The sequence below is a fragment of the Sphingomonas sp. genome, from assembly GCF_051962185.1.
In the GTDB taxonomy this organism is placed as follows: Bacteria; Pseudomonadota; Alphaproteobacteria; order Sphingomonadales; family Sphingomonadaceae; genus Sphingomonas.
In genome coordinates, this window is sequence record NZ_JBQCCN010000205.1 from 1 (window position 1) to 20,959 (window position 20,959).

The window sequence follows — 20,959 nt, forward strand, 5'->3', positions numbered from 1 at the left end:
CTTGCTATCATCGTGTGCTGTAAAACGTAAACTTTTCAAACTTTTTTTTTACTAAAATCCCCCCCCCCCTTTGGGGGGCCGGGGCACCACCGGCGTTTTGTGGTTTGGGGGGGGGGCCGGGTCACAAGCGACTTCCGCTGCGGCCCGCCCCCTCCACCACCGGCCTCGCGGCCGGCGGTCCCCCTCCCGCACAGCGGGGAGGATTTATGCGGCTACCCGATTTCGAAGCCTGGGCGATCTTCGCGACGGTCGCCGAGCATCGCTCGTTCAGCGGCGCGGCCGACGCGCTCGGCGTGTCCAAGGCGACCATCTCCAAGGCGATCACCCGGCTCGAGCAATCGCTCGGCACCTCGCTGTTCCACCGTACTTCGCGTCGGCTGACCCTGACCCAGAGCGGCGAGACGCTGAGCGAGCACGCCCAGCGCATCCTGGCCGAGGGCCAGGCCGCCGAGGAGAGCGCGCACGATGCCGCCGCCGCGCCGGCCGGGCTGATCCGCGTCGCTGCGCCGATGACATTCGGCATCGGATATGTCGCGCCCGCGATCGCCGATTTCATGATCGAGCATCCCGGCGTGCATATCGACCTGAGATTGTCGGACGCGAAGATCGATATCGTCGCCGAGGGCTTCGACATCGCGCTCCGGATCGCCGATCTGCCCGACAGTTCGCTCCGCGCGCGGCGATTGGCGCCGATCACGACGCGGGTCGTCGCCGCGCCACTCTATCTCGACCGTCGCGGGCGGCCGCGCCATCCGCTCGAACTCGGCGAGCACGATATCTTCGGCTATGCCAACGTACCGAGCACGACCTGGACCTTCCGCGGTCCGGACGGCGAGGACGTCGCGGTGCGCCCCAATGGTCGCTTCACCTGCGACAGCGGCGACGCGATGCTGCCGCTGCTGCGCGCCGGCCTCGGCATCGCCCGGCTGCCCGACTTCATCGTCGATGCCGAGATCGCCGCCGGGCGGCTGGAAGCCATCCTGACCGAGTGGAAAGGATCCGCGATCGCGCTCCACCTGGTCACCCCGCCCAGCTCGTTACGCCCCGCTCGCGTAGAACTCCTTATTGAGTTCCTGGCCGCCCGATTTAGAGAATTGTGCGCATCGCAAACGCGGCCTTAACCAGTCATCGAATCATCTTGACTCTCCGCGACTCGCGGACTCAGGCCGGTTAGCGAAGAATTAACCTTTGTCCTTCAGACGTGCTTAGGTTAATGGAGTGTGTCGAGTGCGGGCAGCCGAAGGGGGCAGTCTGCCGCGAGTGACAGGGGATTTGGCTGATGCGGGTGCTGCTGATCGAGGACGAGCCGACGACGGCCAAGGCCATCGAGCTCATGCTGACGACCGAAGGATTCAACGTCTATACGACGGATCTGGGCGAGGAGGGTTTGGACCTCGGCAAGCTGTATGATTACGATATCATCCTGCTCGACCTGAACCTGCCCGACATGCATGGTTATGACGTGCTCAAGAAGCTGCGCACCGCGCGGGTCCAGACCCCGGTGCTCATCCTGTCTGGCATCAGCGAGATGGATTCGAAGGTGCGCTCGTTCGGCTTCGGCGCCGACGATTACGTCACCAAGCCGTTCCACCGCGAGGAACTGACCGCGCGCATCCACGCCGTGGTCCGCCGCTCGAAGGGGCATTCGCAGTCGGTCATCAAGACTGGCAAGCTGGCGGTAAATCTGGATGCCAAGACCGTCGAGGTCGATGGCGCCCGCGTCCATTTGACCGGTAAGGAATATGCGATGCTGGAGCTGCTGTCGCTCCGCAAGGGGACGACGCTGACCAAGGAAATGTTCCTCAACCATCTCTATGGCGGGATGGACGAGCCCGAACTCAAGATCATCGACGTCTTCATCTGCAAGCTGCGCAAGAAGCTCAGTCTGGCGACCGACGGCGAGAATTACATCGAGACCGTGTGGGGCCGCGGCTATGTGCTGCGCGAGCCCGACGAGGTCGAGGCGGCGCAGGTCGCCTGACGCCCAACAGTTCAAGGGGGACGAGGGCCGTGGTGTCGGGGGACGCCGCGGCCCTCTTCTTTGTCAGTGCCGCTTCATTGTCCGATTGCGGCCGCGCAGTCGCTCGTCTCGGACGGCGGCGGATAGCGCCGTTCGCGCTGACGGTGGCTTTCGGCCACCCATCGCGCGATATCCGAAAACGGGATCAGGCGATCGAAGGCGACGCCAGCGTTGCCGTCGCGTCGCCACCGCACCGCCCCTGGAATCACGGCCAACCCGGGCGCCGAGAGCAACACCGTGGCGCCGATCTCGTCAGGCTTGCTCAGCTGCAGCTTCGCCCCACCCTGTGAGATGTTGCGGAGAATGGCCGGCTGCCAGCCGTTGGTCGAGCGAACCCGCGCCGGCACGTTGACCTCTGCCCTCGGGGCGCGGGGCGCGAGCGGCATGAAGGTGCTTTCGAACTGATTGGAGAGCACATCGGAAAGCTCGATCGGTTGCCCGAACTTGATGCCGGCGAGCTCATCCCGGCGCCACACGACGCGGCCGCGCACGGAATGTTCCGATTTGAATTCGATCGTGACCGGATCGGCCACCGCCAGGTCGGAAAAGACGTGCGCCATCAGCCCGCCGATCGAGATGTTGCGCACCAGGCACAATTCCTCGCCATGGGACGTTCGCAGCAATGCGGTGCGAAGGACCGAAATGTCGCGCGGCGAGGATCGGCGTTCCAGCGGCGGCGACGGCGGGTCGGTCGAGAAGGAAACTACGGTGAGTTCGTCGTCGCGATGGTCGTGCAGCATCGGCGCCTCCAAAGCCGAATGCCCCGCCTCCCCACAAGGCATTTGAAGATACCCCGCTCGATCCGATAGTCGCGCCTGTCTGGTTGCGGATTTCCTAAGATGTGGGCCGCGGCGATCACGATCGCATCCATTCTGGACCGATCGGCGCGATCGGCGCGCCGTCGTCAGGCCACCGCCTGCTCCATCGTCATGAGATCGCCCGACGTGCAGAAGTGATGCTTGCCCTTTCCGCTGCTCTTGCAGCGATAGAGCGCGGCGTCCGCACAGGAGATCAGATCCTCGAGCGCCCGGCCGAAATCGGGCATCATGGCGATGCCGACGCTCGCCGAGATGCGTGCCGGGTGGCCGTCGGCCTCGTAAGGCAAGCTCAATTGCCGGATGACGCGCCGGGCCAGCATGCCCGCCTCATCCTCATGCTGGACCCGAGTCTGCAGCACGACGAATTCGTCGCCGCCGAGCCGCGCCACAGTGTCCTCGGCCCTGACCAAGGCTGCCAGCCGACGCGCGACCTCGATCAGGACGGCGTCCCCGGCGAGATGGCCCAGCCCGTCGTTGACCGCCTTGAATCCGTCGAGGTCGATGAAATGAAGCGCCAGCCGATCCCCCATCTCATCGGCGATGGCGCTGCTCGCCTGAAAGCGCTCGCGCAAGGCAAGCCGGTTGGCGAGGCCCGTCAGCGGGTCGAATTTCGCCAGCAGCGCCATGTCGTGTTCCGCCGTCAGATGCTGAACTGCTGACCGATACAGATGCGCGACGGTCTGCAGGCTGAGCGTCGCGATCATGGCGACCAGGCACGCCTCCACTGCGAACAACTCCCCGTGGAGCGGCAGCTTGCTGGGTTCGAGCGCGTGCACCGCCAGCGCCGCGACCGTCGGCACCGTCGCCAGCAACAGGCTGATCACGCAAATCAACGGCCGCACCGAGATACGCGCGACGATCCCCGCGCCGAACCCGAAGACCAGGCTGACCGCGATCAGGTGCAGCAGCGGAAAATGATAAGTCAGCACATAGACGTTGAGCAGCCCGAGCAGCAGGCCGAAGGCGTAATTGCCGATCGCGTAGCGAGTTTCCCAGCGCCGCAGCGCGATGTCGGCGACCGGCCGGGCGCGGTGATAAGCCCGAATGGTGATGAGCCGCGCCGCGGTGACCAGCACCGCCGCCGCCGCCAGCGTTGCGATCACCGAATCGCGCCATTCGCGCGCGGCCAGCGCCGCGACGACCACGGTCACCGCGCCCATACCGAGGATCGGCAGCCACATGCCGAACAGCATGTCGATGAATTCGCGATGGATCGGCGCGGGGAGCGGCGCTTCGCGAAAAAAGCGCCGGAAGCTCCGCTGCCGACCCGTCGGCAAGCGTTGGTCTGAGCGTCTCACTGTCGCGACCATAGCGCATCGCGGTTAACGCATGGTGCCCATCCGGCTCCGTAAAGACGTGAATCGAGGCACTTTTGCGATGAACGGCGCGCGGTCACCCGGCCTTGCGGACATAGATCTTGCGGCCGCCGATCCAGGTTTCCTCGACCTTGGCCTGCCGCAGGTCGCTCGGGCTCGACAGCATGGGATCGCGATCGACGATGATGAAATCGGCGAGCTGTCCGGGCGCGAGGCGGCCGAACTTGTCCTCCGCGAAGCCGGCATAGGCCGCGCCCTCGGTGAATGCCCACCACGCCTGTTCGCGCGTTACCTTCTCCTCGGGCCGCCAGCCGCCGAACGGCTCGCCGCTCGCATCCTGGCGCGTGAAGGCGGCGGCCCAGCCGGCCCAGGGATCGGGGCTTTCGACCGGGTAATCGGAGCCGAACGCAAGCGGCACGCCGTTCCTCAGCATCGTCGCCCAGGCATAAGCGCCGACCAGCCGATCGGGCCCGAGCCGCGCCTCCGCCATCTTGCGGTCCGACGTCGCATGGGTCGGCTGCATCGACGCGATGACCTTCAGGCTGGCGAAACGCGGCAGATCGGCGGGGTCGACGATCTGCGCATGCTCGATCCGCCAGCGGCGATCACCCTTGTAGGTATTCGACATCGCCTCGATCGCGTCGAGCACCTGACGATTGGCGCGGTCACCGATGGCATGGACAGCGACCTGGAAGCCGTCCATCGACGCGCGGCTCATGTAATTCTGCAGCACGTCGTCGGTCATGAAGCCGGCGCCCGACTGGCCCGGCGCGTCGCTATAGGGCTTGAGCAGCCAGGCGCCGCGCGAGCCGAGCGCGCCGTCGGCGAACAATTTGACCCCGCGCATGCGCAACCGGTCGTTGTAGAGCCAGGGCGTCGGGCCGTTGCCGCCGATCCGCACCGCAGTGTCGACCCCCAGGCCGTAGCTCATGATCCGCACCTCGAGCGCGCCGCGGTCGCCGGCGCGGCGCATTGCCAGCCAGTCGTCCATCGACGTCCCCATGTCGGAGGTCGCGGTGATGCCGAACGCGAGCAGAATCTCCTGCGCCTTGGCCAGCGCAAGATCGCGTTCCTTGGGCAAGGGTTGCGGTACGACTTTCTCACTCAGCTGCTGCGCCGCATCGACGAACACGCCCGCCGGCTCGCCGCCGATCTTCTCGATCCGGCCGCCCGGCGGCGTCGCCGACTTGGCGGTGACGCCCGCTTCCCTGATCGCGGCGGTGTTGGCCCAACTGGCATGGCCATCGGCGCGTTCGAGCCAGACCGGCCGGTCACCGACCACCGAGTCGAGATCGGCCGCGGTCGGGAAGCGGCCCAGCCCCCATTTCTCCTGGTTCCAGCCGCCGCCGATGATCCATTTCTTCTCGGGATTGTCCTTCACATATTGGGCGATCCTGGCCTTGGCCTCGTCGAGCGAGTTGGTGCCGGACAGGTCGAGTTCGAGCGCACGGAAGCCGAGATCGAGGACATGGCCGTGCGCATCGATGAAACCGGGTAGCAGCGTCCTGCCCTTCTGGTTCGACAGCCAGTCGAGCTTGTCGGGCTTCTTGTCGCCCGATTGCATCAGCTTCTTCACCTTGCCGTCATTGCCGATCAGCAGGCCGGTGAAGTGGATCACGCGACCATTGGCGTCGAGCGTGATGCCGTTGACATTGTCGACCAGCCCGTCGGCGAGCGCCGGCGTCGCGATCATCGACAGCGCTACGGCCGCCCCCACCAGCTTGCGGATCATCGCGGCCCTACTCCCGTTTCTTATGGTCAAAACCCCTGCGCGGGCTTTCGCATAAGGCGTGTTTCCTCGCCACGCCAGATGCCCAGGCCCCTGGTTCCACCGGATTCCGCTTGTCCTCGCACCCATTGCCAGTGCGAAACGCAAGGCCTAGGCGGAGCGGCTATGACCCTGCCCGAAACGATCGCCCCGGCCGTGCCGGTTACCATCGACGATGTCCGTGCGGCACACGCCAGGATTCGCGAGTCGATCGTTCGCACGCCGACCTTCATCAGCAAGACGCTGAGCGAACTGACTGGGGCGACAGTCTATCTCAAGTTCGAGAACCTCCAGTTCACCGCGGCGTACAAGGAGCGCGGCGCGCTCAATACCTTGCTCCAGCTCGACGCGGCGGCGCGCGCAAAGGGCGTGATCGCGGCGTCGGCGGGCAACCATGCTCAAGGCATCGCCTATCACGCGCATCGCCTGGGCATCCCGGCGACGATCGTTATGCCGACCAACACGCCGATCGTGAAGGTGACCCAGACCGAGGGCCATGGCGCCAAGGTGGTGCTGGAAGGCGATACGTTCGACGCGGCCTATGCCCATGCCCGTCAGCTCGAGCAGGAATGCGGCTATACCTTCGTCCACCCGTTCGACGATGTCCGCGTCATCGCCGGCCAGGGTACCGTCGCGCTCGAAATGCTGGAGGACGTGCCGGCGATCGATACCTTCCTGACCCCGATCGGCGGCGGCGGGCTGATCAGCGGCATGGCGGTGGTGGCCGCAGCGGCGGACCATCCGATCGAGGTGGTCGGGGTCGAGGCGGAACTCTATCCGTCGATGTACAACCGCATCAACGGCACCCAATATCCTTGCGCGGGCGAGACGCTGGCCGAAGGCATCGCGGTCAAGGAGCCGGGCAGCGTCACCTCCGGCATGGTCCGCGAGCTGGTCGACGACATCGTCCTGGTCAGCGAGCGTAGCCTGGAACAAGCGGTCAGCCTGTTGCTGCAGATCGAGAAATCGGTGGTCGAGGGCGCCGGCGCGGCGGGGCTCGCGGCGCTGCTCGAACATCCCGATCGCTTCAAGGGCAAGACCGTCGGCGTGGTGCTGTGCGGCGGCAATATCGACACGCGCCTGCTCGCCAACGTGCTGTTGCGCGACCTCGCGCGGTCGGGGCGGCTGGCGCGCCTGCGCATCCGGCTGCAGGACCAGCCGGGCGCGCTCTATCATGTGGTGCGTATCTTCAGCGAGCAGCGCGTCAACATCATCGAAATCTATCACCAGAGGGTATTCACCACGCTGCCTGCCAAAGGTCTGATCACCGACATCGAATGCGAATCGCGCGATCGCGCGCATCTCGACCGGCTGGTCGCGGCGCTGAAAGCGGCGGATTACGAGGTGACGCCGGTCGAGCTCGCCTGAGCGAATCTCACTTGCGCCCGGTCAGGGCTTTGAACACTTCGGACGGCCCGGCCGACAGGCTGGCCGCGACGATGAAGGCCAGGGCGAGCGGCGCCAGCAGGATCGTCAGCGCGACGCTCATGACCGGGGATTTCTTGGCCGGAACGGACTCCATGGCCGCTGCCTATCAGCTTTGATCGCCGCTGGGCAATCAGGCGCGGCGGATCTTCTTCGCCAGATTGCCCAGCCCGAAGCGCTCTACCCCAGCCTTGGCCACCGCCATCGTGCCATCGAAGGCGGCAAGCGCGGCCAGTACCAGCCGATTGGCGAGCGTCGCGCGGAGCAGCAGCAGGTCGCAGCACGCGACCCCGCCGGTGGCGAACTGGCGCTTGTGCTGGCCATCGCCCTCGGTGAAGTCGAAGCGACGGCAGGCGGGATCGGCGAACAGGTCGCGCAACGCCTCGACCTGGAGCACCGCGCCGACCGACAGGTCGCTGAAGCGCGGGTCGTGGCCGACATATTCGTAGATCACCGTGCCGTCATGGACCGGGCAATAGAGATAGGCGGCAGGCGCGCCGTCGACGAACAGCAGCCACGCGCGAACATCCCCCGCGCCCGCCATGGCGTACATGCGCTGGAGAAAATCGGGCGTATCGGGCAAGCCCGCGCCCATCAGCTTTTCCTGATAGGTGCTGAGCGCCAAGGTGCGCGCGAGGTCATGGAAATCGCGCAGTTCGGCCGGCGTCGCATAGCGGCGGATGTCGAGCTTGCCGCCCGACGCGGCGGCGACCTTCTTGGCCTTGCGCTTGATCGACGACCGCGTGTTCGACGACAGGCGATCCAGATAGGCGTCGAAGCCGATCGTCAGGTCGGCGTAGCGTCGGGTATAACGCTGGCGCGCGAAGGCGATCGCCGGACTGGCAGCGAAAGCGAGCGCATGGCGATGATGCTCGGGCAATGAGGTGACAAGATAACCGTCGGCCGCCGGATCGAGCGGGGGCAGGTCGGGCAACTCGCCGTCGAGCGCGTCGTCCAGCGTCAGGGGGACGCGGACGAGGTCGCGGCGGATCGACGCCAGGGTACGCGCACCGACCTGGAATTTGAGCGGCAGCGGGCGCGCGCCGGAGGTCACGCCGCGCGTTCCTCGACCAGATTGGACCAGAGCTGCTCCGCCTGGCGCCAGCGCGTGCGCAGCATGTTGGGCGCGAGCGGCGTCGCCGATCGGGTGCTGGCGAAGTCGGGCAGGTCGCGGAACCAAATAGTGGGCAACGTCTCGCGGGCATCGGCAAGCATCGCGCACAGCCCCTCGAACCGAGCGACGTGAACGCCGTTGGGGCGCGTGCCGGCGCGATTGGCAAGCTCGAAGCCGTGGCTGACCACGGTCACTGCCTCATGCTCCTCGACCAGCGCATGATCGAGCGCAGCGCGCATCTCGCCTTGCGACAGCGCGCAAATCTGGAAATGGCGGAGATTGCCGGGCAGGTCCTCGATCACCGTCACCGGTACCTCGGTCACCCCGCGATGGAGGACCGGCGCGATCTGGCGCTGCGGCAGGCCGATCTGGCTCGGCCAGGGCGCGTCGGCGCCGTTGTGGCTGCTGTCGTAGCGGAAGCCGAGCTCGGCGAGTGCCACGATCGTGTCGTCATTGGCGGCATAGCTGCCGGCACGAAAGGCCACCGGTTCCGCCGCGCCGCAGGCCTTGAGCAAGTCGCGCGCTCCGGCGATCAGCGCGCGCTGTTCGTCGAGACTGTAATCGATCAGCTCGAACCGGCCCGAGCTTTGGCCGGCATCGCCCGCCCGCGCGCCTGCCCAATTGGGATGCATGTGAAGCTGGACTTCCTGCCCCGCCGCCAGGATCGTCTCGACTACCGGTCGGATCGCGTCGAGCCCGAACACCATGGTCGGCATCGGATCGACGAAGAAGGTGGCCTTGAGGCCATGCCGGGTGAGTGTCTCGAGCTGATAGCTGATGCCGACCCCGGCGGGCTCAAGCGACCGCGCCATCTGGGTGGCGAGGTCGCAGCCCGCGGCGTGATGGCGCCACATCAGCTCGGTGTCGATGGTGAGGAATATGGCTGTCACGCCGCCGGGAAATAACGCCAGGGGGTGAAGATTTTCCGAACCCGCCGGTCACTTCAGCCCCTCCCCTTCAGGGGAGGGGTGGGGCTGGGGGCCGCCTCGCAAGGGCCCGCCTGCCGCACTGCCCCACCCCAACCCCTCCCCTGAAGGGGAGGGGCTAAGAGCAGACTAAGCGCCTAGCTCGCAATCAAGCGTGCTCGACCACCGACAGCCGCACGTTCAGATTGCCCCGCGTCGCTTCCGAATAGGGGCAGACGACATGCGCGGCATCGACCAGCTCGCGCGCCGTCGCGGTGTCGATCCCCGGCAGGTCGACCGCCAGCGAGACGTCGAGCCCGAAGCCGCGGCCGTCGTCGCGCTTGCCGATGCCGACATTGGCAGTGACGGTCGCGTCGTCGGCGATGCGGATGTTGCGCTGGCCGGCGACGAAGCGGATCGCGCCGAGGAAGCAGGCGGCATAGCCGACAGCGAACAATTGCTCGGGATTGGTGCCATTGCCGTTGCCGCCGAGTTCCTTGGCGGTTTCGAGCTGGATGTCGAGCAAGCCGTCGTCGCTGCGGCCATGGCCGGTACGGCCGCCGGTGACGGTGGCGCTGGTGCGGTAGAGAATGTCCATGTCTCGATCCTTTATTTATCGCGATAACTGTTATCGCTGTCCGCCAAATAGGCCGTCACAATCCCTTGTCAAGAAAAATGTTATCGCGATATATGTTGCGGTGCAGGTTTCCCGACAGGACTCGACCGATGGATGTGATGAAGCTCGACGACCAACTCTGCTACGCGCTCTATTCCGCCAGCATGGCGGTGCAGCGCGCCTACAAGCCGCTGCTCGACCGGATGGGAATCACCTATCCGCAATTCCTGGTGCTCAACCTGCTGTGGCACGATGGGCGGCAGACTGTCGGCGGCCTGGCTGACAAGCTCGCGCTCGAATCGAGCACGCTGACGCCGCTGCTCAAGCGGCTGGAAGCGGCCGGGCTAGTGACGCGGACGCGCAACCCGAAGAACGAGCGCGAAGTGCTGATCGAGACGACCCCCACGGGGAAAAAGCTACGCGGCGAGGCTGGTTGCCTGGCCGAACGCCTGGTCGAGGCATCGGGCACGCCGGTCGACGGGATCGTCGATCTCAACGCCCGGGTGAAAGCATTCCGCGACCGCGTCAGCGCGGGGTCGTAGGAGACCGCGCGACACTCTCCCTCCCTCCTGGCACCGGAAAGGCGTGAGGTAGCGCCGCCCGGCCGCGGACCGCGCGATGTTCTGCAGAGTGTGACGGCGATGATCGGTTAATAGATCGGAACCGGTCGAACCCACTGAAAGTTACATCCTCGCAAATAAGGAGGAGTGTGATGGCAGAAGACGACAAGACGACGGTCATCAAGACCGACGGTGGCGGTGGTGGTGGCGGCGCGGTCGCATTGCTGGCCATCGCGATCATCGCAATCGCCGTGGTGCTGTTTCTGGTATTCGGCCAGGGCCTTCTCAGCAACACCAAGAGCATCAACGCCGATGTGAAGGTCGATACGCCCTCGAAACCTTGAGACTTTCGGGGGCCGGCTTTTCAATGCTGCCGGTCCCCAACCATTATTTCGTTTGATCGCGCCGACCTCTATCGCGCGTGGTAGAAATCGTACACCTGTTGCGCGACCGCCGCGGAAACGCCGGGAGCCTTCTTCAAATCGTCCAAGCTCGCGCCGCGCACCGCGCGCGCGGTGCCGAAATGCATCAGCAGCGCCTTCTTCCGTGCTGGCCCGATGCCGGGCACCTCGTCGAGCGGGGATGCGCCGATCGCCTTGGCGCGCTTTTGCCGATGCGCGCCGATCGCGAAGCGGTGGACCTCGTCGCGCAGGCGCTGGAGGTAGAACAGCACCGGTGAATTGACCGGCAACATCAGCTCGCGCCCATCCATCAGATGGAACACCTCGCGCCCCTCGCGCCCGTGATGCGGGCCCTTGGCAACGCCGACCAGACAGACGTCCTCGATCCCCATGTCCTCGAGCACGCCCTTGACCGCGTTCAATTGTCCGCGCCCGCCGTCGATCAGCACGAGGTCGGGCCAGTCGCCGGCGTCGCGGTCGGGATCCTCGGCCTGGGCGCGCGCGAAACGGCGGCCGAACACCTCGCGCATCATCGCGTAATCGTCGTCGGTCGCGGCCTGCTTGATGTTGAACTTGCGATACTGGCCCTTGCGGAACCCCTCGGGGCCCGCGACGACCATCGCGCCGAGCGCGTTGGTCCCCTGGATATGGCTGTTGTCGTAAATCTCGATCCGGTCGGGCGGCTCGGCCAGTTCGAACAGGTCGGCGACCTCGCGGAGTAATTTCGCCTGAGTGGTGCTCTCGGCCAGCCGCCGGTCGAGCGCCTCGACCGCGTTGCGCTTGGCCTGTTCCATCAGCCGCCGCCGGTCGCCGCGCTGCGGCACCGAGAGCGCGACCTTGTAGCCGTTGCGCTCAGCCAATGCCTCGCTCAGCAAGTCGCCTTCGGGCAGTTCGCGGTCGAGCAGCACGGTCCGCGCCGGCGGCACTTCCTCGTAGAACTGGCCGAGGAATTGGGTCAGCACCTCGTCCTCCGGCACGTCGGCGGTGTGCGCGGGAAAGAAGCTGCGATGCCCCCAATTCTGGCCGCCGCGGATGAAGAACGCCTGGATGCCCATGACGCCTTCCTTGCTCGCCAGCGCGAAGACGTCGGCATCCCCCACTCCTTCGGCGTTGATCGCCTGGGTGCCCTGGATGAAGGTTAGCGCCTTGAGCCGGTCGCGCAGCACCGCGGCGAGTTCGAAGTCCATCGCCTCGGCCGCCGCGGTCATCTGGACGCCGAGCTTGGTCTGCACCTTGGTCGATTTGCCCGCGAGGAAATCCTTCGCGTCGCCGACCAGCTCGGCATATTCCGCCGTGCCGATCCGCCCGACGCATGGCGCCGAGCAGCGCTTGATCTGATAGAGCAGGCACGGCCGGTCGCGGGTCTTGAAAAAGCCGTCGGTGCAGCTTCTGAGCAGGAACAGTTTCTGCAGCGCGTTGAGCGTGTTGTTGACCGACCCCGCGCTGGCGAAGGGGCCGTAATAATTGCCCTTTATCTTGCGCGCGCCGCGATGCTTCTGGATGCGCGGAAACTGGTGATCGGCGCGCAACAGGATGAACGGGAAGCTTTTGTCGTCGCGCAGCAGCACATTATAGGCAGGACGGAAGCGCTTGATCAGCTGCGCCTCGAGCAGCAGCGCCTCGGCCTCGTTGTTGGTCGTGACGATGGTCATCGACCGCGTCTGCGCGACCATCCGCTGCAGGCGCTTGGGCAGGCGGTTGACCTGGGTGTAATTGGTCACGCGGTTCTTGAGCGCGCGCGCCTTCCCCACATAGAGCACGTCGCCGCGCGCATCCTGCATGCGATAGACGCCCGGCCGTACGGGCAGCGTCTTCAGGACATTACGGATCGCCGCCACCCCCGCCTGGAGGTCGGGCGCCTCGCCACCGCCGCGCACGGCGTAAGTGGCTTTCTCTTCGTTGAATCGGGTCGGCGAATTGGGATCGGACATGCCCGGCGAATCTAGGGACTCGCCGGGCCCGAAGCTACCCCGGTTACTTGATCGCCGAGAGATCGGTGGCGATCTTCTTCAGCAGATCGTCGGTGATCTTGCCGCCCGACATCGGCGCGACCTGGTTGAGGCTCATCGACTTGAAGCTGTCATAGGCCGGGTGCTGGGTGACATCCATGCCGAGATCGGCCGCCAGCACGTCCTTGGCCTTGGCATCGGCGACCAACGTCTCGATCGGCGTGTCGAGGTTGAACTTGGTGGCGACCGCCGGCGCGGCGGCGGCGGCCGCGGCAGGCGCCGGAGCAGCGGCGGGCGCGGGAGCCGGGGCGGCCTGGGCGGCGAACAGGGCGATTGCGATCAGCGACATCATCTTTTCTCTCCCCTCGGAAAACGAGTGGAGCGTATGTGGCCGCGATTGGCGTCCGAATTGTGGCAGCGGCAGCGCCCGCCTACCCGCGATGGTCGTCCCAGCGATCGAATTCGTAGGCGATCGACCCTTCGACCAGCCGTTCCCACAAATCGCCGACGACGTCCGGCGGCACCCCGGCGCTTTCCGCCGCGGCCTTGGCATTGGCAATGACTTGCGCCTTGCGGGCTTCGTCGCGCACGGTGTCGCGATCCTGCTTGATCCGCGCGGCCGCGGTCATGAGGCGGAAACGCACCGCGAGCAGGTCGACGATCTGGCGGTCCACGGCATCGACGCCGGCACGGACCTCGAGCATGTTCTGGCAATCTTCAGGGGGGATCATGCCGGTGTCCCTAGGGCGTGCGGCCGCGAGCGGCAATGGCTGGAGTGCGGCGCGGTCGACGCACATTAAGCCCCTCCCCTACCGGGGAGGGGCTAACGGGACGATTCGTCCTTCGTCATCCCGGCCTTGTGCCGGGATCCGCAGGGCGGCTGGGTGAAAAGCTGGAGGTTCTTGTCCAGAGCTTGCGGCACGGCAGACCCCGGCACAAGGCCGGGGTGACGATTGGGGATAAATGCGAAGCGGCCCCCGCTGGGACCCGCGACAGCTCAGTTGAGGCGCGAGAGCCCGGCGATGGTCTTGTCAACCAGCTTCGCGTCGTCGGCGGCACCGTGGGTCTGGCCGATGATCGTCGCGGCGGCCTTGGCGGCCACCTCGGCGGCCTTGGCGCGGACCTCGGCCACGGCGGCGCGCTCAGCGGCGCCGATCTTGTCCTCGGCCATTTTGCCGCGACGCGCGACGAGGTCGGCTGCATCGGCTTCCGCCTTGGCGATCAGCGCGGCGGCTTCCTGTTCGGCGTGCGCGACGATCGCGGCGGCATCCCCGGCGCTGGCCTTGGCCTTGGCCTTAGCGTCGGCGAGAAGGGCCTCCGCCTCGGCACGGATCGCCTTGGCCTCGTCGAGCTGGCGGCGGGTGTCGGCGATGCGCTGGTCGAGCGTCTCGGCGATCTTCTTCGGCGCCTTAGCGACGAAGATGACGCACAGCAGGAAGATGGTGATGCCGGCATAGACCCAGAATTCGGGATTCGCCGGGCTGAAGGCCGATTCCTCGCCATGCGGCGGGGCGCCATTGGCCTCAGTGGTGGCGACGGTTGCGGCGGTCATCATCATTTCCTTGGGCCAGTCCTTTAGGCCAGAGCCGCGCGCGTGGCGCCCGCCGCGACGGCATCTGCCGGACGATTGCCGGTCAAGCGCTCGACGATGTCGGCGGCGGCACCGGCGGCGACACTCTCGATCTCACCCAGCGCCTTGGCGCGTGCCGCCTCGAGCTCGGCCTCGGCCTTGGCGGCGCGGTCCGCGATGGCGGCATTGGACGCCTTCAACTTCGCTTCGATCGCAGCGGCGGCTGAGGAACGGGCCTCGTTCACCCTGCCCCGCGCCGCGTCTTGCGCGGTGGCGATGCTGGCTTCGTAATCGGCCGCCATGCCATCGGCCTCGGCCTTGGCGGTCTGAGCGGTGCCGAGATCACCCGACACCTGATCCTCACGCGCCTGCATCACCCTGCCCACTCGGGGCAAGGTCAGCCGGATGATGCCGAAATACAGGACCGCGAAGAAGATCGCGAGCCAGACCAGCTGCGGAAGGAAAAAGGTTGGGTCGAACTGCGGCACGCGCGTACGCCTTAACGGAAGGCGAGAACGAACGCGATAACCGCGGCGATCAGACCGAGCGCCTCGGTAACGGCGAAGCCGAAGATCACGCGGCCGCCGAGCTTGGCATCGGCCTCGGGGTTACGGGCAACGCCGTTCAGATACTGGCCGAAGATGTTGCCCACGCCGATGGCGGCGAAACCCGCGCCCATCGCCGCGAGGCCGGCACCGATCTTGGCTGCAGTTGCTACGTCCATTTGAAAGTCCTTCCGGTTTGAAGTCAGTTACTTAGTGAAGATTGATCGCGTCGTTGAGATAGAGTGACGCGAGCAGTGCGAAAACATAGGCCTGGACGACGGCGATCAGCAGCTCCAGCGCGACCAGCGCCACGCTCACGGCCAGCGGAATGACGCCGAAGACATAAGGCAGGAAGCCGATCGACCCGAGCGCGATTACGAACGTTCCGAACACCTGGAGCAACACGTGCCCCGCCGTCATGTTCGCGAACAGTCGGATCGCCAGCGTGAACGGTCGGCTGAGAAAGCTCAGCAGCTCGATCACGAAGACGAACGGGCCGAGAACGCCGGCGCCGTGCGGCCAGAACAATGCGAAGAAATGCAGGCCGTGCCGGGCGAACCCGACGATGCAGACTATCACGAAAACCAGGATCGCGAGACCGAACGTCACCGCGACATGGCTGGTCGGCGTGAATGATCCCACCCAGGGAATCAGGCCGAGCAGGTTGCAGGCCAGCACGAACATGAAGACGGAGAAGATCAGCGGCGCGAAGCGGCGACCTTCCGGGCCGACATTCTCGTCGAGCATCTTGCAGACGAAATCATAGACATATTCGACTGCGGCCTGCCAGCGGCCGGGGATCAGCTGCGGCTTGGCGGTGCCCACGAACAGGAACACCGCGATGCCCGCGAGCGCGACGGCCATCCACAGCGACGAATTGGTGAACGACAGATCGTATCCGCCCGCCTTGAAAGGCTGGAGGACCTTGATCGCAAACTGTTCCATCGGGCCGGCCACGGCGTCGGTCCTTTTTACTTGGTGGTGTCGTCGGCGTCGAACTGCGCCGAGGTTTTCTGGGCGCGATACACGCCGGCGATGAAGCCGAACACCAGCAGGACGATCATCACCCAGGGTGAGGTGCCGGCGAAACGGTCGATGAAATAACCCAGCGCGGCCGAGACCAGGATAACCCCGACGAACTCGACCCCGATCGCCCAGCCACGGCTCTCCGCCGCACCCTGGGCGGCAGTCACCGGGCGGTCGATCTTCGCCTTCGCTTCCGCGATGCGGCGATCAAGGTCGTCATTCTGGCGGTCGTCAGCCAACGCGAAAAACATCCTGATAAGAAAACGCCGCCGCGCTCTTCCCAAGCGGGCGACGACGGACATCGGATGGCCGCAGCCCTCCGTTGCTGGGGGCCGTTTAGGTAGCGCGACGGCCCGAGTCAACCGTTGCGAAAGACGAAGCTCGCGCGCTCAGACGCAGCGCGGATCGCGGGTCGGCGCGGCGCTCGTACGGGTCAGCCAATTGCCCGCGGGATCGCGATATTTCTCGCCCGCCGCGGTCTTCGCGATCAGGTTACACCCGGTGGTGAAAGCCATCTGCTCGATGGTGACGCCGTTCGCCGCGCTCTTCTGCGTGTAGAGCGCCTTGCGCTGGATGTTGATCTTGTTGACCAGCGCGGTGAGGTCGCGGGTAGCGGTGCCGACCACGCCGAGATAGCCGTCGGGCTGCTCGCCGACCTGCCCGGCCGCGCGCGCCGCGGCATAGGCGGGGTCGCGATCCTGCGCCATAGCCGGCACGGCGGTCGCGAGCAGGGTGAGGGCGATCATGGTCCGTTTCATCGTCAAAATACCCCGGGATTTTCGTCGATCAGCGATTTGGCCTGGCCGTCGAGCTTGTACACCACCTGCTGGGTGATGTTGATGTTGAGATTGATCTCGATCGGCTTGTCGGGTGCGGTCACGTTGACACACCCGCCGAGCAAGCCGCCGGCGCCGATCGCGCCCATCAAGATCAATCGTCGCATCGCTCGCCTGGTCAGGCCCAAATGCCGCTTCGTCAATCCTACCTTTGTAAATCCAGTCTGTATCATGGCTTGGTCTCGCTTGCGGGAGGCTGAACGGGAGGCTTGGCCTGGTTTTGCTGCCGGATCAGCGCCGGCAGGTTGCGCTCGATGAGGCGTGAGGGATCGTAAATGCCCTGCGCGGTGTCGAGCAGTGATCGGAACGGCGCCTTGATCCGGACATTGAACACGAATGGCAGGCGCTGCAGCCGGCGGATGATGAAATTGGACTTGGCCCCCTGCCCCTGGCTGACTCCGGCGAAATGCGCCTCGGTGATCACTTCGCCGGCCAGCGGACCGTTGAGCGTCAGGTCGAGGCTGCGGTAGCGCAGCGACTTGAGCGCCTGGAAGGCGATGTTGCCCCAGGTACCGAGATCCTTGTCGGTCAGTTCGCCGACATAGGCGATCGAACCGCCGCCCGGGCGGGCGTGCAATTCGCCTTTCTCAATCCGGCCGCCGCTGGCGTCGAAGATCATCGGCAGCGCGCCGTCAAACACGCCGGTGGCGTTGAGATTCTTGAAGTCGAATTGCTGGAGGAATTGCGCGGCGTCGACCGCGGTCAGCCGGAAGGTCAGGCGCCGCCCGCCGGGATCGGCGAAATCGAGCAGGGTCGGGTCGAGGTCGAGCCGGCCGCCGGCGAACGGCCAGCGCGCGTCGGCGACCTGGATCCTCGTCGGCCCGAGCATCCGGTAATGGACCATTCCGTCATTGACCGCGACGCCGGTGTCGATCGTCTTGACCGTCGCCAGCTGGTTGGGCGCCGACACCATGCCGAGTAGGTCGGTGAAATGGAGCTCGCCCGACAGGCCGGTGACGACGCCGAACGCCGCGGCGAGATCGGTCCCTCGCGTGCGGAACACGCCGTTGCTGGTCACCGCCTGCGAGGTCCAGGCGATATGGCCATGGCCGGTCACCGTGCCGGCCACGTCGGCGATCACGCCCTTGGTCAGCGGGGTCAGCGCGTCGGGCTGGAACGCCTTGGTGAAGGTCAGCCCGGCGATGTCGAGATCGGCCGACCCGCTGCCGGCGGACAGATCGTGCGCGATCGCGACGTCGGCGACGGTGACCGCACCATTGGTGGTGGTGAGCTTGCCGGTCGCGGCGATGCGATTGTTCGCCAGCGTCAGCACGACGTCGCGCCCGGCGAGTTGGCTGAAGCGCGGATCGTGCGCGGCGTCGGAAACCAGCAGCGTGCCGCCGACCCGCAAGGTGCCGGCATCCATCGCCCAGGTGCCGCCGGCGCGCGAGAGGACCAATGGCACCGCGCCGATCCGGCCTCCGGCATCCTCGAAATGGCCGCCGATCTGTTGCCCGAAACTGCCGTCGAGCGTCGCGATGTCGAGACGCGTCAGGCGATCGGGCGTGCCGAGCCGTACTGCCACTCTGTCGAGCGCGAAGCGGCGATCGCCAAGCCGGACGGTGGCGCCGGCGGCGGAAAGTGCGAGCGGGCTGCTGCCGAGCGCCCCCGAGAGGCGGAGATCGCGTGCCACCGCCCCACCCCCGACCCGGCCATTGGCGATCCTGACCATCGCGCCGTCGACCGGGCAAAGCCGGGTGCGCAAGCCGCGCGCGTCGAGCCCGGCCACCCGCAATCGCGCCACCGCCAGCGGCGCGCAGCCCGGATTGACCGACAGCGCCCCGCGCCCGTCCCATTGCGCGGCGAGCGGCAATTGCAGCCCCTCGACCGCGCCACCGCCGAGCGGGCCGCTCAGCGTCGCCACGCTGTCGATCCGGGTGCGCCCGTCGAGCCCGGCAGTGAACTTGACCGGCGCGAGCGCGAGGCGCGCGCCGCCGGCTTCGTAGGGCTCCATCGTCACCAATCCGGTGACCGGCGCGCCGGGCCGTGCCTGGTCGAGCCGCGCGCTGAGTTCGGGCAAGCCGCCGCCGCCGGTGACGAGATCGCCACGCACGATCACGCCGCCGTTGGGCCAGACCAATTGCGTGCCGTCGCGGCTGGTCAGCTTGACGCTGGCGCCGCTCTCGCCGACCGCGATCAGCCGCGACACTTTGACCGCGCCGCGCCCGCCATCGGTCGCCGCCGACAGTTCGGCGGTCAGCGCGAAATCACGCGCGCCGGCATCGAGCGCGCGCGCCAATTGTGCCGCCAGCGGCGCGACCGGCGTTCCCGCGCCGGCCGAGGCGATCGATGCGAACCGCGCGCGCACCGCGTGGGGCAGTGCGGCGCGGCCGAGTTGCGCCTTGCCGGTGAACGCTCCCTTGCCCCCGGTATAACGCCAGGCGCCGTCGACCACCGCCGCCTGCCCGGCGATGCCGGCACTGGCCAGGCGATCCGCGGTCAGGCGCGCCTTGCCCTGAACGCCGCGTGCGTCGCCGGCGAAGCGGACGGTACCGCCCAGCATCTCCACCGCCAGCGACGGCGCGGTCGCGCGATCGGCCGCCAGCGTCGCGCCGCCACTCCAGCGGTCGAACCCCGTGGCGACCGCAGCATCCACATCGGCGCGCAGCCGCGTCATGCCGCTGTCGCCGCATCCCGCGTCGCCCGCGCGAACCGGGCCGCGCAGATGGATCGCGTCCGACCGAATATCGACCCGGAGCGCAGCGACCGCCTTGCCGGCGACGCACGACCCGCTCGCGATCCGCTCGCTGATCGCCGCGATCTGCCCCTGGAAACCACCGTCGAGCCGGCCGCTGCCCGACGCCTTCAGGCCGACCACGCCTTGCGGCGTTTCGAGCCGCACCCGCCCGTCCTCGAGATCGAGCAGGATCGCCGGCAAGCGAAGCGCGCCTCCTGTTGTCGGCAGCAGCCGATCCAGCGCCCCCAGCGACAATTTGCCGTCGACGATCGCTGCCCGCATCCGGACATGCCCGGCACGCAATCCGGTGACCTGCGCCCCGCCGAACCCGACCGAGGTCCGGACCTCGACCCAATCGGCGACGAGATCGGGATGCGCGGGATCGCCGAGGACGATATTCGTCAGCCGTTGATGCCCGAGCGCGAGGTCCTCGATCGTGTAGCGCGCAGGGACATGCGCCTTGGCCACGCTGTCGTCGATGAAGTGCCGCGCGACCGGTTTGCGCACCAGCCACAGCCCGCCGAGCACGACCAGCAACAGCGCGAGCGCGATGCCGAGCCGGACCCTGATGCGGCGCGCGCGCGATGGCCGGGCAATCTCTGGCTCGCTTTCGGTCATCTACCCCTTGCGCACGATCGTTACGGCGACGCTACACGCCGCGGCGGCGTTCGGGCAATTGCATGCCCGTCGATGCCCGACTAACCCACATGTTATGGGGGACGTTCCGGAACCGGACCATTTGGGGCACCGCGCGCGGCTGCGGCAGCGGCTGCTGGCGGATGCCGATGGGCTGCTCGATCATGAGCTGCTCGAATATCTGCTCGCGCTGGCGATCCCGCGCCGCGACACCAAGCCGTTGGCCTACGACCTGCTTCGCGAATTCGGCGGCATCGCCGCCGTGCTGACCGCCGCGCCCGAGGAACTGGCGCGGGTCAAGGGCATGGGCGACACCTCGGTCGCCGCGCTCAAGATCGCCCAGGCGACGGCACTGCGGCTGTTGCGCGCGGAGGTCGCCGCCAAGCCGGTGCTGTCGAACTGGCAGGCAGTGCTCGACTATCTTCGCGCCGATATGGCGCACCACGGCAACGAGCGTGTTCGGGTGTTGCATCTAAACACCCGCAACATGCTGATCCGCGACGAGCTGATGAACGAAGGCTCGATCGACGAGGCCCCGGTCTATGTCCGCGAAGTCATCCGCCGCGCGATCGACCTCAAGTCGGCATCGATCATCCTGGTCCACAATCATCCCTCGGGCGACCCCTCGCCCAGCCGCGCCGACATCGACCTGACGCGCGCCGTGGTGGAAGCGGGGAAGAAGCTGGGGATCGCGGTGCACGATCATATCATCGTCGGGACGCACGGGTTTGTGAGCCTGCGGGGACAGGGGCTGATTTGAGCAACTAGTCTGTCGAA

At 66.6% G+C, this 20,959-nt stretch carries 24 protein-coding genes; 6 read left to right on the plus strand and 18 right to left on the minus strand.

Annotation, left to right across the window (positions count from 1 at the left end; translation table 11 throughout):
• Positions 1-206 precede the first annotated feature (206 nt).
• Together ACTHJR_RS12980 and ctrA are read left to right on the plus strand one after the other, a co-directional pair.
• Entirely contained in the window at positions 207-1,121 is a 915-nt protein-coding gene (locus ACTHJR_RS12980) for a LysR substrate-binding domain-containing protein (RefSeq protein WP_440523652.1), read from the plus strand.
• Positions 1,122-1,279: 158 nt separating this feature from the next.
• On the plus strand, positions 1,280-1,981 hold the full coding sequence (gene ctrA / locus ACTHJR_RS12985) for a response regulator transcription factor CtrA (RefSeq protein WP_440523653.1): 702 nt from the start codon (positions 1,280-1,282) through the stop codon (positions 1,979-1,981).
• Positions 1,982-2,055: 74 nt separating this feature from the next.
• On the opposite strand, the gene ACTHJR_RS12990 is transcribed toward ctrA, so the two are convergent.
• The 3 genes from ACTHJR_RS12990 to ACTHJR_RS13000 all read right to left on the minus strand — a co-directional run bounded on the left by ACTHJR_RS12990 (position 2,056) and on the right by ACTHJR_RS13000 (position 5,886).
• Positions 2,056-2,802: a PilZ domain-containing protein gene (locus tag ACTHJR_RS12990; RefSeq protein WP_440523654.1), complete on the minus strand. Its 747-nt coding sequence runs from the start codon at positions 2,800-2,802 to the stop codon at positions 2,056-2,058.
• Positions 2,803-2,924: 122 nt separating this feature from the next.
• Positions 2,925-4,115 carry a diguanylate cyclase domain-containing protein gene (locus tag ACTHJR_RS12995; protein WP_440523655.1) on the minus strand — a complete coding sequence of 397 codons (1,191 nt, stop codon included), beginning with the start codon at positions 4,113-4,115 and terminating at the stop codon, positions 2,925-2,927.
• A 115-nt stretch (positions 4,116-4,230) separates the two neighbouring features.
• Positions 4,231-5,886: an amidohydrolase gene (locus ACTHJR_RS13000; protein WP_440523656.1), complete on the minus strand. Its 1,656-nt coding sequence runs from the start codon at positions 5,884-5,886 to the stop codon at positions 4,231-4,233.
• Positions 5,887-6,048: 162 nt separating this feature from the next.
• On the opposite strand from ACTHJR_RS13000, the gene ACTHJR_RS13005 reads away from it, so the two are divergent.
• Entirely contained in the window at positions 6,049-7,290 is a 1,242-nt protein-coding gene (locus ACTHJR_RS13005) for a threonine ammonia-lyase (protein ID WP_440523657.1), read from the plus strand.
• Positions 7,291-7,297: 7 nt separating this feature from the next.
• Here the strand turns inward: ACTHJR_RS13005 and ACTHJR_RS13010 are convergent, their stop codons facing one another.
• The 4 genes from ACTHJR_RS13010 to ACTHJR_RS13025 form a co-directional block, all read right to left on the minus strand.
• Complete coding sequence (locus ACTHJR_RS13010; protein ID WP_440523658.1) at positions 7,298-7,444, minus strand: hypothetical protein; 147 nt, start codon at positions 7,442-7,444, stop codon at positions 7,298-7,300.
• 36 nt (positions 7,445-7,480) lie between these two features.
• Positions 7,481-8,401, minus strand: coding sequence for a GNAT family N-acetyltransferase (locus ACTHJR_RS13015; protein WP_440523659.1), 921 nt, complete (start codon positions 8,399-8,401; stop codon positions 7,481-7,483).
• Positions 8,398-9,342, minus strand: coding sequence for a polysaccharide deacetylase (locus ACTHJR_RS13020; RefSeq protein ID WP_440523685.1), 945 nt, complete (start codon positions 9,340-9,342; stop codon positions 8,398-8,400). The genes ACTHJR_RS13015 and ACTHJR_RS13020 overlap by 4 nt, the downstream gene beginning before the upstream one ends.
• Before the next feature lie 193 nt (positions 9,343-9,535).
• The gene (locus tag ACTHJR_RS13025) at positions 9,536-9,964 is read right to left on the minus strand and encodes an organic hydroperoxide resistance protein (protein ID WP_440523660.1); all 429 of its coding nucleotides are present in this window, start codon (positions 9,962-9,964) and stop codon (positions 9,536-9,538) included.
• Between the two features lie 128 nt (positions 9,965-10,092).
• On the opposite strand from ACTHJR_RS13025, the gene ACTHJR_RS13030 reads away from it, so the two are divergent.
• Both ACTHJR_RS13030 and ACTHJR_RS13035 read left to right on the plus strand, forming a co-directional pair.
• Positions 10,093-10,524 carry a MarR family winged helix-turn-helix transcriptional regulator gene (locus ACTHJR_RS13030; RefSeq protein ID WP_440523661.1) on the plus strand — a complete coding sequence of 144 codons (432 nt, stop codon included), beginning with the start codon at positions 10,093-10,095 and terminating at the stop codon, positions 10,522-10,524.
• A 170-nt stretch (positions 10,525-10,694) separates the two neighbouring features.
• Positions 10,695-10,886, plus strand: coding sequence for a hypothetical protein (locus ACTHJR_RS13035; protein WP_440523662.1), 192 nt, complete (start codon positions 10,695-10,697; stop codon positions 10,884-10,886).
• A 68-nt stretch (positions 10,887-10,954) separates the two neighbouring features.
• Here ACTHJR_RS13035 and uvrC read toward each other — a convergent pair whose 3' ends face one another.
• The 11 genes from uvrC to ACTHJR_RS13090 form a co-directional block, all read right to left on the minus strand.
• Positions 10,955-12,874, minus strand: a complete 1,920-nt coding sequence (gene uvrC / locus ACTHJR_RS13040; RefSeq protein WP_440523663.1) for an excinuclease ABC subunit UvrC — start codon at positions 12,872-12,874, stop codon at positions 10,955-10,957.
• Between the two features lie 43 nt (positions 12,875-12,917).
• The gene (locus ACTHJR_RS13045; protein WP_440523664.1) at positions 12,918-13,244 is read right to left on the minus strand and encodes a hypothetical protein; all 327 of its coding nucleotides are present in this window, start codon (positions 13,242-13,244) and stop codon (positions 12,918-12,920) included.
• A gap of 79 nt (positions 13,245-13,323) precedes the next feature.
• Positions 13,324-13,623 (minus strand): chorismate mutase, encoded by a 300-nt coding sequence (locus ACTHJR_RS13050; protein WP_440523665.1) that lies wholly within the window; start codon positions 13,621-13,623, stop codon positions 13,324-13,326.
• Between the two features lie 266 nt (positions 13,624-13,889).
• Positions 13,890-14,444 carry a F0F1 ATP synthase subunit B family protein gene (locus ACTHJR_RS13055; RefSeq protein WP_440523666.1) on the minus strand — a complete coding sequence of 185 codons (555 nt, stop codon included), beginning with the start codon at positions 14,442-14,444 and terminating at the stop codon, positions 13,890-13,892.
• Positions 14,445-14,467: 23 nt separating this feature from the next.
• Positions 14,468-14,950, minus strand: coding sequence for a F0F1 ATP synthase subunit B family protein (locus tag ACTHJR_RS13060; RefSeq protein ID WP_440523667.1), 483 nt, complete (start codon positions 14,948-14,950; stop codon positions 14,468-14,470).
• Positions 14,951-14,961: 11 nt separating this feature from the next.
• Positions 14,962-15,186: a F0F1 ATP synthase subunit C gene (locus ACTHJR_RS13065; protein WP_375390701.1), complete on the minus strand. Its 225-nt coding sequence runs from the start codon at positions 15,184-15,186 to the stop codon at positions 14,962-14,964.
• A 31-nt stretch (positions 15,187-15,217) separates the two neighbouring features.
• Positions 15,218-15,952, minus strand: a complete 735-nt coding sequence (locus ACTHJR_RS13070; RefSeq protein ID WP_440523686.1) for a F0F1 ATP synthase subunit A — start codon at positions 15,950-15,952, stop codon at positions 15,218-15,220.
• A gap of 26 nt (positions 15,953-15,978) precedes the next feature.
• Positions 15,979-16,272 (minus strand): AtpZ/AtpI family protein, encoded by a 294-nt coding sequence (locus tag ACTHJR_RS13075; protein WP_440523668.1) that lies wholly within the window; start codon positions 16,270-16,272, stop codon positions 15,979-15,981.
• 150 nt (positions 16,273-16,422) lie between these two features.
• The gene (locus ACTHJR_RS13080; RefSeq protein ID WP_440523669.1) at positions 16,423-16,791 is read right to left on the minus strand and encodes a YdbL family protein; all 369 of its coding nucleotides are present in this window, start codon (positions 16,789-16,791) and stop codon (positions 16,423-16,425) included.
• Between the two features lie 2 nt (positions 16,792-16,793).
• Positions 16,794-16,976 carry a YnbE family lipoprotein gene (locus ACTHJR_RS13085; protein WP_440523670.1) on the minus strand — a complete coding sequence of 61 codons (183 nt, stop codon included), beginning with the start codon at positions 16,974-16,976 and terminating at the stop codon, positions 16,794-16,796.
• 62 nt (positions 16,977-17,038) lie between these two features.
• Positions 17,039-20,164 (minus strand): intermembrane phospholipid transport protein YdbH family protein, encoded by a 3,126-nt coding sequence (locus ACTHJR_RS13090; protein ID WP_440523671.1) that lies wholly within the window; start codon positions 20,162-20,164, stop codon positions 17,039-17,041.
• A gap of 94 nt (positions 20,165-20,258) precedes the next feature.
• On the opposite strand from ACTHJR_RS13090, the gene radC reads away from it, so the two are divergent.
• The gene (gene radC, locus ACTHJR_RS13095) at positions 20,259-20,942 is read left to right on the plus strand and encodes a RadC family protein (protein WP_440523672.1); all 684 of its coding nucleotides are present in this window, start codon (positions 20,259-20,261) and stop codon (positions 20,940-20,942) included.
• The last annotated feature ends 17 nt before the right edge of the window (positions 20,943-20,959 follow it).